This window comes from Burkholderia sp. E168m15 (assembly GCF_016586105.1).
GTDB lineage: Bacteria > Pseudomonadota > Gammaproteobacteria > Burkholderiales > Burkholderiaceae > Burkholderia > Burkholderia orbicola.
The window spans coordinates 54,649-69,087 of the sequence record NZ_BCPO01000070.1; the positions used below are offsets into that span (position 1 = coordinate 54,649).

Consider the following 14,439-nt stretch of genomic DNA (forward strand, 5'->3'; position numbering starts at 1 on the left):
CCGGAAACCGCACGCGATGACCGCACCGTCCGACCGCAAGGCAGTCCTCATCACCGGCGCGAGCCGCGGCATCGGCCGCGCGACCGCCGTGCTCGCGGCCGAACGCGGCTGGGACGTCGGCATCAACTACGCGCGCGACGCGGCAGCGGCCGAACTGACCGCGCAGGCCGTGCGCGACGCGGGCGGCCGCGCGTGCATCGTCGCGGGCGATGTCGCGAACGAGGCCGACGTCGTCGCGATGTTCGATACGGTTGCGACCGAGTTCGGGCGCCTCGACGCGCTCGTGAACAATGCAGGCATCGTCGCGCCGTCGATGCCGCTCGCCGACATGCCGGTCGACCGGCTGCGGCGGATGTTCGATACCAACGTGCTCGGCGCCTATCTGTGCGCGCGGGAAGCGGCGCGCCGGCTGTCGACCGACCGTGGCGGCCGCGGCGGCGCGATCGTCAACGTGTCGTCGATCGCGTCGCGGCTCGGCTCGCCGAACGAGTACGTCGACTACGCGGGCTCGAAAGGCGCGGTCGATTCGCTGACGATCGGCCTGGCAAAGGAACTCGGCCCGCACGGCGTGCGCGTCAACGCGGTGCGCCCCGGCCTGATCGAGACCGAAATTCATGCAAGCGGCGGCCAGCCGGGCCGCGCCGCCCGCCTCGGCGCACAAACGCCGCTCGGCCGCGCGGGCGAGGCACAGGAGATCGCCGAGGCGATCGTCTGGCTGCTCGGCGATGCGGCGTCCTACACGACGGGCGCCCTGCTCGACGTCGGCGGCGGCCGCTAAGCTGACACGCGGCGCAACAATACGGCTGACGAAAACGCCCCGTGGTCACGGTGCCACAAATCTCCACAATTCCGTGACAGTTTCAGTAAACATCCGTAACAATTCCGTGCTCTACTAGCGGTCATTCAGACAGGTGTCTTAAACATCCTGTCCGTTAGCCGGATGTAATCCCTTATCGGTCCCGCCCATGTCGCCGGACCGGCTCGACTCGACCCGAGATCTTTTCCATGCCTGGAACCGCAGCGCCCAGCCGACGACGCACGTCCGTGCCCGCCCCGGCCGCGCACACCCGCTCGACCGCCGATACCGACGTCCTCGCGACGCTCGACGTCGCCGGTACGCCCGTCGCCGCCTCGACCGCCACGATCAGCGCCCCGCGCGACCGCTCGCTGCTGCTCGGCTGGCGCGCCTGGCTGTTCATCGCCGCACTGGTGTGCGCGTACACGCTGCCCGGTGTGCTCGGCCACGATCCGTGGAAACAGGACGAAACCTACACGTTCGGCATCATCCAGCACATGCTCGAGACCGGCGACTTCGTCGTGCCGACCAATGCCGGCCTGCCGTTCATGGAAAAGCCGCCGCTTTACGCATGGGTCGCGACCAGCCTCGCGTGGCTGCTGCAGCGCGTGATGCCGCTGCACGACGCGGCGCGCCTGGCGAGTGCCCTGTTCGCCGCGCTCGCGTTCGGCTTCATCGCCCGCGCGGCCCGCGTGGCCAGTCGCGCGGACACCTGGTTCGACCTGCGCGTGCTCGGCCCGGTGGTACTCAGCGCCGGCACGCTCGTCGTCATCAAGCACGTGCACGACATGATGACGGACGTCGCGTTGTTTGCCGGGACGGCAATCGGGTTCTGCGGGCTGCTCGAACTCGTGATGCAGCATGTCGCGCGGGCGCAGCAGATGCGGCACGGGCTGCCGGTGCATCCGGCGAGCCGCTGGGCCGCGCCGGTCTTCGGCGCGGGCGTCGGCATCGCGCTGATGGCGAAAGGGCTGTTCGTGCCGCTCGTGTTCGCGGCCACGCTCGTGTGCACGCTGGCGCTCTACCCGGCCTGCCGCACCCGCTCGTTCGCCCGCGCGCTGGGCGTCGCCGCACTCGTGTTCGCGCCGTTCGCGCTGATCTGGCCGACCGCGCTGTTCCTGCGCTCCGAAACGCTGTTCATGACGTGGTTCTGGGACAACAACGTCGGTCGCTTCTTCGGTTTCTCCGTGCCCGAACTGGGCGCGGAAAACGACAAGCCGTTCTTCATCCTGCGCGCGTTCCTTACCGTCGGCTTCCCGGTCGCGCCGCTCGCGATCGTCGCGCTCGCCCGCGGCGCATGGCGCGACTGGCGTGCGCCGCGCATCGCGCTACCCGTGCTGTTCGCCGGCATCGGGCTCGTGGTGCTGCAGGTGTCCGCGACGTCGCGCCAGCTCTACATCCTGCCGTTCTTCGCGCCGCTCGCGCTGGTCGCCGCGCAGGCGATCGAGCGCCTGCCGCGCCGGCTGCATCTCGCGTGGGATTACCTCAGCCGCATCCTGTTCGGCACGGTCGTCGTGCTCGCATGGGCGATCTGGGCGGTGATGGCCGATCCGGCCGCGTCGCGCGCGGATCTCGCGCTGCTCGGCCGCTGGCTGCCGCTCGACTGGACGATGCCGATCCAGCCCGCGCTCGTGACCGGCGCGCTCGCGCTGACGGTCGGCTGGCTGACGCTGCTGCCGAAGCTGCGCACGACGGGGCTGTGGCGCGGCGCGCTGTCGTGGGGCGCCGGCGCGCTCGTTGCGTGGGGACTCATCTATACGCTGCTGCTGCCGTGGCTCGACGTCGCGAAGAGCTACCGCTCGGTGTTCGACGACCTGAACGCGCATCTCGCGCTCGAATGGAACGACGGCGACTGCATGGCGAGCCTGCACGGGCTCGGCGAATCGGAAGCGCCGATGCTGTACTACTTCTCCGGCATCGAGCACACGCCGATCGACGACGCGAAGACGACGCGCTGCACGTGGATGATCGTGCAGGGCGTGCGGGCCGTCGATCCGGCGCCGGGCAGCGAATGGAAGCTGTTCTGGACGGGCGCCCGCCCGGGCGACAACGAGGAATTGCTGCGCGTCTACGTGCGCACGCCCGAACAGCACCTGCAGTGATACAGGACGGCGCGATGCGCCGTCCTGCCCGCCTTCACTTTCCTCTTCGGCATAGGTCGCGGCAATCCGCCCGACCGGTGCGCAGCCCGTGCTGCCGTACCCGTGCCTGCACGAACCCGCAAGCGTCCGGGCGTTAGCCGCCCCGTTCCCTCATCACGCCAACGTACGGATCGTCAGAACGACGAGCCGGGCTCTCGCAGAAACGCCGTTTCCTCGTCGGTCGACGCGCGACCGAGAATCGCGTTCCGGTGCGGAAAGCGGCCGAAGCGCTCGACGATCGCCGCATGCAGCAACGCGTAGCGGTGATAGCTCTCGCATCCGGCCTCGTCGCGGATGCCCGCGCACAGGCGCACGGCCTCGCGCTGGCTCTCGACCGACTCGTCGTGCTCGAACGGCAGATACGCGAACGCACGGTGATGGCCGCTCGGCAACCGGGCGTCCCAGCCGGCCGCGACGACGCGGCGGGCGAGCGCGAGCGCTTTCGGATCGGCGGCGAACGCGCGCGGCGTGCCGCGATGGATGTTGCGCGAGAACTGGTCGAGCACGACGATCAACGCCAGCGCGCCCGACGGCGAATCGGCCCAGTGATCGCAGGCGCCGTCGCACGCGGCGTCGAGCAGCGCGCCGTAACGCGTGCGCAGCACGTCGTCGAACGCGGCGCCGCCGTTGAACCAGACCTTGCGGTTCTGCCCGAATTCGGCCGAGTCCGGCTCGCCGAACCAGAAATCGAGAATCTCCCGTGCCTGCGGATCGAGCGCCGCCGCGCCTGCTTTCCCGGTATCGACCGTCATGCAAACTCCAGTACGAGGCGCCGTGTGCGCGCACTCTTCTTTTCCAGTTTCGCGACCCGCAACCCGCCGATTTCGGACGTGTTGCGCACATGCGTGCCGCCGCACGGCTGCAGGTCGACGTTTTCGATGCGCAGCAGCCGCACGCGGCCGAGGCCCATCGGCGGCTTCACGCTCATCGTGCGCACGAGTTCGGGACGCTCGGCCATCTCGTCGTCGGTGATCCATTCGGTCGTGACCGGATGCGCGCCGACGACGAAGCCCGCGAGGCGCCGCTCGACGTCGTCGCGGTCGATCGCGTCGGAAGTCGCGAAATCGAGCCGCACGTAGTCGGCCGTCACGCTGCAGCCGTCGACCGCGTACGGCAGCACCGCGCACATCAGGTGCGCGGCCGTGTGCAGACGCATGTGCCGGTAGCGGCGCAGCCAATCGATCTCAGCAACCACGCGCGTGCCGGGGGCGAGCGTCGCGACGCTCGCCTCCTGGCCCGGCGCGGGCACGTGGACGGCGTCGTCGGGCGTCGCGCCGTCGAACTTCGCCTTGCGCGTGTCGGCGATCGCGATCGTGCTGCCGTCGGGCAGCGTCAGCGTGCCGGTGTCGCCGGCCTGGCCGCCGCCGAGCGGATAGAACACGGTGCGGTCGAGCCGGATGCCGCCGTCGCCGACGGCCTGGACGATCGCCTCGCATTGCGTGAGGTACGCGTCTTCGCGAAACAGCGCTTGGGTCGTCATCGGGCAAGCCTCGTATCGATGGAGAAACGGCCAGTGTCGCGCCGGGCCGCTCATGCGCCCAGCGCAGATCGTCCCGCGCGCGGACAGCGGCGTACCGGTCGATCAACCGGGCCGGTTGCGCATCCAGTCGGCCGTGTCGTAGAACGAATGCATGAGCCGCTCGCGCAGCGGCTCCGGCAACCCGACGTCCTCCATCGCCCACGCCATGCAGCGCAGCCACTGGTCACGCTCGACCGACGCGATCGGGAACGGCAGGTGTCGCGCGCGCAGCCGGGGATGGCCGAACCGGCTGATGTAGTGGTCGGGGCCGCCGAGCCAGCCGCACAGGAACCAGAACAGCTTGTCGCGCGAACCGTCGAGCGACGGCGGATGCAGCGCGCGAATCTGCGCGAACTCGGGTTCGAGGTCCATCAGGTCGTAGAAACGGTCCACCATTTCGCGCACGCGGGCTTCGCCGCCCACGAGCTCGAACGCCGTCGGCTGCGCCGGCGCATCGTCATTCACATCGGTCATTACGGATAGTCGGAAAACGGGATCTTCGGGGCCGCGGGCGACGCTCAGGCGTCGCGCAGCGACTGCAGCGCGGGGCGCCGCAACACATTATGCAGGCTCAACCAGCCGGCCGCACCGGCGCAGACGACACCGGCCGCGATGCCCGCCGGCACGAGCCACGGATCGACGGCGAGCTGGAAGTCGAACACGCGCGACGCGAGCACCCAGCCGACCGCGATCGCGCCCGCCGATGCCAGCACGCCGGCCAGCGCGCCGACCACGACGAATTCCGCGCGCTGCACTGCGTTGACCTGCGCGCGCGACGCGCCGAGCGCACGCAGCAGCGCGGCCTCGCGCACGCGCTCGTCGCGCGAGCCGGCGAGCGCCGTGTACAGCACGAGCACGCCGGCCGCGAGCGTGAACGCGAACAGGAACTGCACCGCACCGACCACCTGCAGCATCATCCGCTGCAACTGCGCGAGGATCGGCGCGACGTCGATCGCGGTCAGGTTCGGGTAGCGCGCGATCAGCGGATCGAGCAGCGCGGCGTTCGAGGCCGGCAGATGGAAACTGGTCAGGTAGACGGCGGGGAAATCCTTCAGCACCGGCGGCGGCATCAACACGAAGAAGTTGACGCGGAACGAGCCCCAGTCGAGCTTGCGCACGCTGGTGATCGGCGCATCGACCGTCAGCCCCGTCACGTCGAAGCGCAGCGTATCGCCCGGTTTCACGTTCAGCGTCTTCGCGAGGCCGGCTTCGATCGAGATCTGCGGCGTGGCCGCGTTGCCGAACCAGTCGCCTTCGACGATCCGGTTGTCGGACGGCAGTTCGGTCGTATACGACAGGTTGAACTCGCGATCGACGAGCCGGCGCGCCTCTTCGGAAGGATATGCGTCCGGATTCACCGGCTTGCCGTTGATCGCGACCAGGCGGCCGCGCACCATCGGCGCGGGCACCGCGTCGCGCACGCCGTGCGCGGCCAGATAGGCGGCCACATCGGCGCGCTGGTCGGGCTGGATGTCGATCAGGAACTGGTTCGGCGCATCGGGCGGCGTCGACTGCCGCCAGCCCGCCACGAGGTCGTTGCGTGTGATCGCGATCAGCAGCAGGCACATCAGGCCGAGCGCGAGCGCGGTGATCTGCAGCGCGCTGGCCGTGCCGCGCCGGTGCAGCGACGCCAGCGCGTAACGCCAGCCGACGCCCGCGGCCACGCGCGCATTGCGCACCGCGCGCGCGGCGGCGAACAGCACGAGCCGGGCGATCAGCGCGAACCCGACCAGCGCGCCGGCGAAGCCGCCCGCGACGATCAGGCCGAGCTTCAGGTTGCCGGCGGCCACGATCAGCAGCCCCGCGAACAGCACGACGCCGATCGCATACGCGGCCCACGCGGTGCGCGACGCGTCGCCCCAATCGCGCCGCAGCACGCGTACCGGCGGCACGCGCGTGAGCGGGACGAGCGGCGGCAGCGCGAAACCGAGCAGCAGCACGAGCGCGGCGCCCATGCCGATCAGCGCCGGCCACAACGTCGGCGGCGGCAGCACGACGTCGATCAGGCTGCCGAGCGCGGCCAGCAGCGCCCAGTGGCCGCCGTAGCCCAGCACCGCGCCCGCGGCGCCCGACACGACGCCGACGCCGACGAATTCGAGCGCGAACAGCGCGCCGAGCGTGCGGCGGCTCACGCCGAGGCAGCGCATCGTTGCGCAGCCGTCGAGATGACGCCGCATGTAGCGCTGCGCGGCCATCGCGATCGCGACCGCCGCGAGCAGCGCGGTCAGCAACGCGACGAGCGTCAGGAAATGACGCGCGCGATCCAGCGTCTGCCGCACCTGCGGCTGCCCTTCCTGCAACGACTCGAGCCCGACACCGCGCAGCTTCCCGCCGTCGACGCGCTGGTGCGCATACGTTTCGAAGCGCGCAATGGCCGGTGCGTCGCCGGCGACCAGCAGCCGGTACGTGACGCGGCTGCCGTAGCCCGTGAGCCCCGTCGCGGCGAGCTCGTCCGCGCGCATCATCAGCCGCGGCGAAAAATTGACGAACGAAAAGCCGCGATCGAGTTCGCGGGTGATCGCCGCGGCGACCGTGAACGTGCGCAGCCCGACGCGCACCGTATCGCCCGCCTTCAGGTGCAGCGCGTCGAGCAGCGCCGGGTCGGCCCATACGGTGCCGGGCGCGGGAATCGCGGCCGCCTTCTGCGCGACGGTCGCACCAACCGGCAGAATCTCGACCGCGCCGCGCAACGGATAGCCGGGCGACACGGCCTTCACGGCGGCGAGGCGCGACGGCGCGGCGTCGGCCGCCTGCCCGCCCGCGGCGGCCGCGATCATGCTCGGGAAGATGGCGGTCGTGGCGGTACGCAGGCCCAGCGCGCGGGCCTGCCGGTCGAACGACGGATCGACGGGGCGATCGGCACGCACGACGAAATCGGCGCCGAGCATCTGGCGCGCGTCGCGCTCGAGCCCCTGGCGCAGGCGGTCGGCGAGAAAGCCGACGCTCGTCAGCGCCGCGACCGCGAGCACCAGCGCGAGGACCAGCAGCGTCAGTTCGCCCGCGCGCCAGTCGCGCGCGGTCATCCGGGCGGCCTGGTGGATCAGGTCGCGCAGGCCGAAGCGGCCGGCATGCGCGCGCCCGTCATGGCCGGGTTGGCCGGCCGGCGGCTGCGCCGCGTGTTGCGGCCCCTTCAATCGCGTTTCCCTCCGATCGAGTTGAGCCGCGACACCATGTGGTTCGCCATTCCGCGAAAACCACCCGACACGCCGCGCCACAGCCGCGGCAGCGCCCACGCCGACGCCGCGATGAACGCAGCGAGCAGCACGAGGAACGCGAGCGGAACGAAGAACGCGAGGACGAGCCCGCCGACCACGAGACCGTCCTCGGTCGACGACGCGACCCAGTTCGAAATCGGTTCGGGAGACAGGTTGATCAGCGCGCGCGTGCCGGCCTTCGCCACGTGCGCGGCGCCGGCGAGCGAGCCGCCGGCGAGCCCCGCGACCGCCAGCATGGTCGGGTCGGCATGGCCGAGCGCGCCGGCCGCGAGCACGGCGCCGGCCGGAATGCGGATGAAGGTATGCACGGCATCCCACAGCGAGTCGAACGCGGGGATCTTGTCGGCAAGGAATTCGGTTACGGTGAGCACGGCCGCGGCGCCGATGACCCACGGCGACATCAGCACGGCCAGCGTGTCGGGCAGATGGAGCCAGCCGAACCGCGCCAGCACGCCGGCGATCAGGACCGTCAGGTACAGGCGCAGGCCGCTCGCCCACGCGAGCCCCGCGCCGAGCGAAATGGCTTCGATCATGGCCCTCTCCTTGCACTTTCCGTGCGTTTTGCCGATTGACCGGATCGGGTCGGACAGACTGGCCGCGCGGCGCGTGGCGACCGGCACCGCGTGCCGCGCGAAGCACGACGGGATTCAGGCCCGAATGCGTTCCATTATAGACAGGCTGGGCGGGCGGCCGGCGCAATTCCGCAGTGCGGGATGGCGCCCGGGCGCATGCGCGCCCGGCATCCCGTCGTCAGGCGGCCGACGACAGCTTCAGGCCGACCAGCCCCGCGACGATCAGCGCCGCGCTCGCGACGCGCGCGACGGTCAGCGCCTCGCCCATCATCACGATACCGAACACGAACGCGCCGACCGCGCCGATGCCCGTCCACACCGCGTATGCGGTGCCGAGCGGCAACTGGCGCATCGCGACCGCGAGCAGCCCGAAGCTGGCCAGCGCCGTCACGATCGTAAACACCGACGGACCGAGCTTCGTGAAGCCGTCCGACGATTTCAAGCCGGCCGCCCAGGCCACTTCCAGCAAACCGGCGATCAACAACCATACCCACGCCATCTCGACGTACTCCAGATCGGATGGGGCCGTCCCCGTTGAAGCGAATGGCCCGGGGTCGTCCCCGGGCGGCGCCGAGTATAACAAGAGGCTTACGGACCTGCCGGCTGCCGGCCACGTCGGTGGCCGATGCGGGGCGCGATCGGCCGGCCGCGCTCAGTTCGCCACGCGCTTCGGCGCACCGCCGCCGACGCAGCGATCGTCGCGGTACAGCGCCCACTCCTCGCACACGCGGCCATCCTCGAACACGCACATCCCGACCTGCCCGCTCGACAGGTTGCGGATCACGTGGCGACCGCCGAGCTTCTCGCAGTTGACTGACGCGGGATTGGCCAGCGCCACCTGCGCGGGCGGCTGCTGCCCGGGCGGCAACGGCTGGGCGAACGCGCCGGGCGCGACCAGCGCCAGCGCACGGATGACGACCAGACGGACGGACATTGCACGCTCCTCGTTTTCGTTCGCGGAACGGTCAGGATAGCGGGGATTGCGCAACGGGTGTGCAAGGCCGGCGCCGGTCGAGAGACTGTCGCGCCGGCGCAACCGTGCCGATGCGCGGCGTCACGGCCGCATGCGCCGCCGCGCACCGCCCGTCACACGGCGCCGACGAGCCGGTAGCCGACGCCCGTCTCGGTGACGATGTGCTCGGGCTGCGCGGGATCGGCCTCGAGCTTCTGGCGCAGGTGCGCCATGTAGATGCGCAGATAGTGATGGCTCTCGACGTGCGACGGCCCCCACACGTCGCGCAGCAGCTGGCGGTGCGTGAGCACGCGCCCCGCGTGACGCACGAGCGTCGCGAGCAGCCGGTATTCGAGCGGCGTCAGGTGGACGATCGCGTCGTCGCGCCACACCTGGCGCAGCGCGAGATCGACGGTCACGGTGCCGAAGCTCACCTTCGGCGACTCGTTCGCGCCGCCCTGGTTGCGCCGGCGCAGTTGCGCGCGCATCCGCGCACGCAGTTCGGACACGCCGAACGGCTTGGTCAGGTAGTCGTCGGCGCCCGCGTCGAGCGCCGCGACCTTCTCCTCTTCCTGCGTGCGGGCGGACAGCACGATCACCGGCACCTCGGACCAGCCGCGCAGCTCGCGGATCACGTCGAGGCCGTCGGTATCGGGCAGGCCGAGGTCGACGATCACGAGATCGGGCTTGCGCGTCGCCGCGTCGATCAGCCCCTGCTTGCCCGTCTCGGCCTCGAACACCGCGATGTCCTCCTCTTCGAGCGCGGCGCGCACGAAGCGGCGGATCTGCTTTTCGTCCTCGATCAGGACGACGGTCAGGCTGGGTTCACTCATGGTCTGGCAATGACTCGGATGGGGGCGATGCGCCCGGCAGGTCGGATTCGTCGTCGGGCACGGCCGGCGCGGCCGGCGGCGTGTCGACCGGCAGCGTGAACCAGAAGCGCGCGCCCGTCACGTGGCCGTCGGGCGCGGTGCGGTTGAGCGCGCCGATTTTACCGCCGTGCGCCTCGACGATCGCGCGGCAGATCGCGAGGCCGAGCCCGATGCCAGGCGTCGCCGATTCCTTCTCGCCACGCGTGAACTTGTCGAAGATCCGCGTTTCCATCCCGGCCGGCAGGCCCGGGCCATGATCGTCGACGTGCACGCGCACGAATGGTTGCCCGTCCTCGGTCACGCGCTCGGCACCGATGTCGAGCGACGTATCGGGCGGCGTGTACTTCGCCGCGTTCTCGAACAGGTTGGTGAACAGGCGCTCCATCAGCACCGCGTCCATCTGCAGCAGCGGCAGGTCGGCCGGCAGCGCGACGCGCGCGGGATGGCGCGCGAGCACGCGCCGGCAGGCGGCGAGCGCAGCGCCGACCGTTTCCTCGAGCAGCGACCACTGGCGCTTGAGCTGCAGGCTGCCGGCCTGCAGCCGCGCCATGTCGAGCAGGTTCGTGACGATGCCCGTCATCCGCAGCGCCTCGTCGTGAATCGCGTCGACGAGTTCGCCCTCGCGCTGCGCGAGCCGCGCGGCCGCCGCGGCGTCGCCCGCCTGCGCGGCCGCGCGCCCGTTCGCGAGCATCGACGAAAAGCCGACGATCGTCGTGAGCGGCGTGCGCAAGTCGTGCGAGATCGCCGACAGCAGCGAGTTGCGCAGCCGCTCGGACTCCATGTTGACGAGCGCGTCGCGCGCGATCTCGACGTAGTGCACACGCTCCAGCGCGAGCGCGATCTGCGCGGCGAATGCGTCGAGCATCCGCTGCTGCTCGGGCACCTCGAGTTCGCGCGGCTCGCGCGACGCGACCGCCAGCACGCCGCGCGTGCGCATCGGCGCCTTCAGCGGCAGGTACAGCGCGGCCGTCGCCGGCAAGGTATCGGTGCCGCGCCCGGCCGGCTTCTGCTGGTCGTACACCCACTGGCCGACGTCGCTGTCGAGCTCGGCACCGGTCAGCGTGACGGCCGCGTCGGGCTCCTCGATCTTCTGCCGCACCTGGTCCGCGCTGTCGGGCAGCAGGAACGCGACACGCGCGCGGAACACCTCGCCCACGTGGCGGCTGCCGATCTCGACGATCTGCTCGGTCGTCAGCGCCGCGCCGAGCTCGCGCGCCATCGCGTAGATCGCACCGGTGCGGCGCTCGCGGCGCTGCGCGACGCTCGCCTGGCGCGTCAGCGTCGACGTCAGGTGGCTGATCACGAGCGACGTCAGCAGCATCCCGAAGAAGGTCAGCAGGTATTGCGTGTCGCTGACCGAGAACGACATGCGCGGCGGCACGAAGAAGAAATCGAACGCGGCCACCGACAGGAACGACTGCAGCACGCCCGGGCCGCGCCCGAGCCGCACGGCCGAGAACACCACGCCGAGCAGGTACAGCATCACGAGGTTCGTGAGGTCGAGCCGCCCGGACACGACGCTCGCGACGACGGTGATCGCCGCGCAGATCGCGGCCGCATACGCGTAATGGCGCGGCGGCGAGCGGTGCGTGCCGAACTGCGCGAACGCATCGCGCCAGTCGCGCGCCCGTGCGTCGAGCGGTACGGCGCGCGTCTCGTCGCTCGCGGACGCGCGAATCAGCATCAGGTCGACGTCGCCCGCGCGCTCCGCCAGCTGCTCGCCGAACGGCCGCGCGAAGCGGCGCACGAGCCCGACCTTCGGCGAGCCGCCCGCGACGAGCTTCGACACGTTGCGCACCTTCGCATAGCCGATCAGCGCGGCGACCGCATCCGCACCGGCGAGCGTGGCCGTCTCCGCGCCGAGTTCGGCCGCGAGCTTCAGCGCGTCGAGCGTGCGCTGCCGCCGCGCGTCGGGCAACCGTTGCAGGCGCGGCGTCTCGACGTACACGGCGATCCAGTCGGCCTTCAGGCTCGCCGCGAGCCGCGCCGCCGCGCGCACGAGCGTCGGCGCTTCGGGGCCGGGCCCGACGCACACCAGCAGCCGCTCGCGCGCCTGCCAGATGCGCTGGATCGAACGGTCGGCGCGGTACTCGCGCATCTGCGCGTCGACGCGATCGGCCGTGCGCCGCAGCGCGAGTTCGCGCAGCGCGATCAGGTTGCCCTTGCGGAAGAAGTTGCGCACCGCGCGCTCGGCCTGCTGCACGAGATAGACCTTGCCGTCGCGCATCCGCTCGAGCAGTTCCTCGGCCGGCAGGTCGACGAGCGTGACTTCGTCGGCCGCGTCGAACACGCGATCGGGCACGGTCTCCCACACGCGGATGCCGGTGATCGCGCCGACCACGTCGTTCAGGCTTTCGAGGTGCTGGACGTTGACGGTCGTATACACGTCGATGCCCGCGTCGAGCAGCTCGTAGACGTCCTGCCAGCGCTTCAGGTGCCGTGCGCCCTGCACGTTCGAATGCGCGAGCTCGTCGACGAGGATCAGTTGCGGCGCTCGCGCGAGCGCGCCGTCGAGATCGAATTCGGCGAGCGGGCGGCCGCGATAGTCGATGCGGGCGGGCGGCAACACGTCGAGGCCGTCGAGCAGCGCGGCGGTTTCGGCACGGCCGTGGGTCTCGACGATGCCGACGACGACGTCGACGCCTTCCTGCACGCGCTGGCGCGCGGCCTGCAGCATCGCGTAGGTCTTGCCGACGCCGGCGGACGCGCCGAAGAAGATCTTGAGCTGGCCGCGCCGCTGCTTTTCTTCATCGCGCTGCAGCTTGTCGAGGAGTTGGTCGGGATCGGGGCGGTTCATGCGTCAGGAGGGCGACACGCCGGATGGCGCGCGAGATACAGCCATTGTGGTTCCAAATCGCCGCAAAAGGCAAAGACGGCGCGAGCGCCGTCGAAACGAAGTCGGGCCCGGCGGCGCAGCCAGCCGCGCCGGGGAGCCCGCATGCACGCTCGCTCAGTGCGCGGCCTGCGCCGCGTCGAGCGCGAGATTCAGCTTCAGCACGTTCACGCGCGGCTCGCCGAGCACGCCGAACTGGCGGCCCGCCGTGTTCGCGGCGACGAGTTGCGCGACCGCGTCCGGCGCCAGGTTGCGCGCCTTCGCAACGCGCTCGACCTGATATGCAGCCGCGGCCGGCGTGATCTCCGGATCGAGGCCGCTCGCCGACGCCGTCACGAGGTCGACCGGCACCGGCTTCGACAGGTCGGTGCCCGCGTCTCGCAGCGCGGCGATGCGCGCCTTCACCTGGTCGGCGAGCGACGGGTTCAACGGGCCGAGGTTCGAGCCACCGGAGCCTGCCGCGTTGTACGGCATCGGCGCGGTGGCCGACAGCCTGCCCCAGAAGTACTTCGGCGCGTCGAACGGCTGGCCGATCAGCGCGGAGCCGACGACCTTGCCGTTCTGCTCGATCAGGCTGCCGTTGGCCTGCGACGGGAACACGGCCTGACCGAACACGGTCATCACGGCCGGATAAGCGAGGCCGGTCACGGCGGTCAGCACGACAAAAAGCACGACGAGCGGGCGAATCAACGTTTTCATGATGGTTCCTTCAAGTGCGGCCGGCTCAGGCCCAGCCGAGCGCGGCGAGCGTCATGTCGATCAGCTTGATGAACGGGAACGGCAGCAGCACACCGCCGAGGCCGTACACCAGCAGGTTGCGGCGCAGCAGCGACGCCGCGCCGAGCGGCCGGTAGGTCACGCCCTTCAGCGCGAGCGGAATCAGCGCGACGATGATCAACGCATTGAAGATCACCGCCGACAGGATCGCGGACGCCGGCGACGTCAGATGCATGATGTCGAGCACGCGCAGTTGCGGATAGGTCGTCACGAACGCGGCCGGGATGATCGCGAAGTACTTCGCGATGTCGTTCGCGATCGAGAACGTGGTGAGCGACCCGCGCGTCATCAGCATCTGCTTGCCGATCTCGACGATCTCGATCAGCTTGGTCGGGTTCGAGTCGAGGTCGACCATGTTGCCGGCTTCCTTCGCCGCCTGCGTGCCGGTGTTCATCGCGACCGCGACGTCGGCCTGCGCGAGCGCCGGCGCGTCGTTGGTGCCGTCGCCCGTCATCGCGACGAGGCGCCCAGCCGCCTGATGCTCGCGAATCGTCGCGAGCTTGGTTTCCGGCGTCGCTTCCGCGAGGAAATCGTCGACGCCCGCTTCCGCCGCGATCGCCGCGGCCGTCAGCCGGTTGTCGCCCGTCACCATCACGGTCTTGATGCCCATCTTGCGCAGTTCCGCGAAGCGCTCCTTGATGCCGCCCTTCACGATGTCCTTCAGCTCGATCACGCCGAGCACGCGCGCCGCCCCGTCCTCGCAGGTCGGCCACGACGAGCGGCGTGCTGCCGCGGCGCGCGACGTCGTCCACCGCGCGGCGC

At 70.7% G+C, this 14,439-nt stretch carries 12 protein-coding genes and 1 pseudogene; 2 read left to right on the plus strand and 11 right to left on the minus strand.

Going from position 1 to position 14,439, the window contains the following annotated elements:
- The first annotated feature begins 16 nt into the window (after window positions 1-16).
- A complete protein-coding gene (locus JMF86_RS11305; protein WP_054928015.1) occupies window positions 17-778 on the plus strand; it encodes an SDR family oxidoreductase in 762 nt (253 codons plus the stop codon).
- A 227-nt stretch (window positions 779-1,005) separates the two neighbouring features.
- Window positions 1,006-2,898 carry a glycosyltransferase family 39 protein gene (locus JMF86_RS11310; RefSeq protein ID WP_054928016.1) on the plus strand — a complete coding sequence of 631 codons (1,893 nt, stop codon included), beginning with the start codon at window positions 1,006-1,008 and terminating at the stop codon, window positions 2,896-2,898.
- A 173-nt stretch (window positions 2,899-3,071) separates the two neighbouring features.
- On the opposite strand, the gene JMF86_RS11315 is transcribed toward JMF86_RS11310, so the two are convergent.
- The 11 genes and pseudogenes from JMF86_RS11315 to JMF86_RS11365 form a co-directional block, all read right to left on the minus strand.
- A complete protein-coding gene (locus JMF86_RS11315; protein ID WP_054928017.1) occupies window positions 3,072-3,689 on the minus strand; it encodes a DUF924 family protein in 618 nt (205 codons plus the stop codon).
- Complete coding sequence (locus JMF86_RS11320) at window positions 3,686-4,417, minus strand: alanyl-tRNA editing protein (RefSeq protein WP_054928018.1); 732 nt, start codon at window positions 4,415-4,417, stop codon at window positions 3,686-3,688. Before JMF86_RS11320 ends, JMF86_RS11315 begins: the two co-directional genes overlap by 4 nt.
- Window positions 4,418-4,519: 102 nt before the next feature.
- On the minus strand, window positions 4,520-4,930 hold the full coding sequence (locus tag JMF86_RS11325) for a group II truncated hemoglobin (RefSeq protein ID WP_006478237.1): 411 nt from the start codon (window positions 4,928-4,930) through the stop codon (window positions 4,520-4,522).
- A 44-nt stretch (window positions 4,931-4,974) separates the two neighbouring features.
- The gene (locus JMF86_RS11330; RefSeq protein ID WP_054928019.1) at window positions 4,975-7,590 is read right to left on the minus strand and encodes an ABC transporter permease; all 2,616 of its coding nucleotides are present in this window, start codon (window positions 7,588-7,590) and stop codon (window positions 4,975-4,977) included.
- Window positions 7,587-8,204 (minus strand): DUF4126 domain-containing protein, encoded by a 618-nt coding sequence (locus JMF86_RS11335; protein ID WP_006483514.1) that lies wholly within the window; start codon window positions 8,202-8,204, stop codon window positions 7,587-7,589. Before JMF86_RS11335 ends, JMF86_RS11330 begins: the two co-directional genes overlap by 4 nt.
- Before the next feature lie 217 nt (window positions 8,205-8,421).
- Window positions 8,422-8,742 carry a quaternary ammonium compound efflux SMR transporter SugE gene (gene sugE / locus JMF86_RS11340; protein ID WP_006497024.1) on the minus strand — a complete coding sequence of 107 codons (321 nt, stop codon included), beginning with the start codon at window positions 8,740-8,742 and terminating at the stop codon, window positions 8,422-8,424.
- Window positions 8,743-8,895: 153 nt separating this feature from the next.
- Window positions 8,896-9,177 carry a DUF333 domain-containing protein gene (locus tag JMF86_RS11345; protein ID WP_054928020.1) on the minus strand — a complete coding sequence of 94 codons (282 nt, stop codon included), beginning with the start codon at window positions 9,175-9,177 and terminating at the stop codon, window positions 8,896-8,898.
- 152 nt (window positions 9,178-9,329) lie between these two features.
- Window positions 9,330-10,028 (minus strand): two-component system response regulator KdpE, encoded by a 699-nt coding sequence (gene kdpE, locus JMF86_RS11350; protein ID WP_011545833.1) that lies wholly within the window; start codon window positions 10,026-10,028, stop codon window positions 9,330-9,332.
- Window positions 10,021-12,864, minus strand: coding sequence for a sensor histidine kinase KdpD (locus JMF86_RS11355; protein ID WP_054928021.1), 2,844 nt, complete (start codon window positions 12,862-12,864; stop codon window positions 10,021-10,023). Before JMF86_RS11355 ends, kdpE begins: the two co-directional genes overlap by 8 nt.
- 153 nt (window positions 12,865-13,017) lie before the next feature.
- Window positions 13,018-13,599 (minus strand): potassium-transporting ATPase subunit KdpC, encoded by a 582-nt coding sequence (kdpC, locus tag JMF86_RS11360; protein ID WP_054928022.1) that lies wholly within the window; start codon window positions 13,597-13,599, stop codon window positions 13,018-13,020.
- Window positions 13,600-13,624: 25 nt separating this feature from the next.
- Window positions 13,625-14,439 (minus strand): annotated as a pseudogene (locus JMF86_RS11365) (HAD-IC family P-type ATPase); the annotation flags it as partial.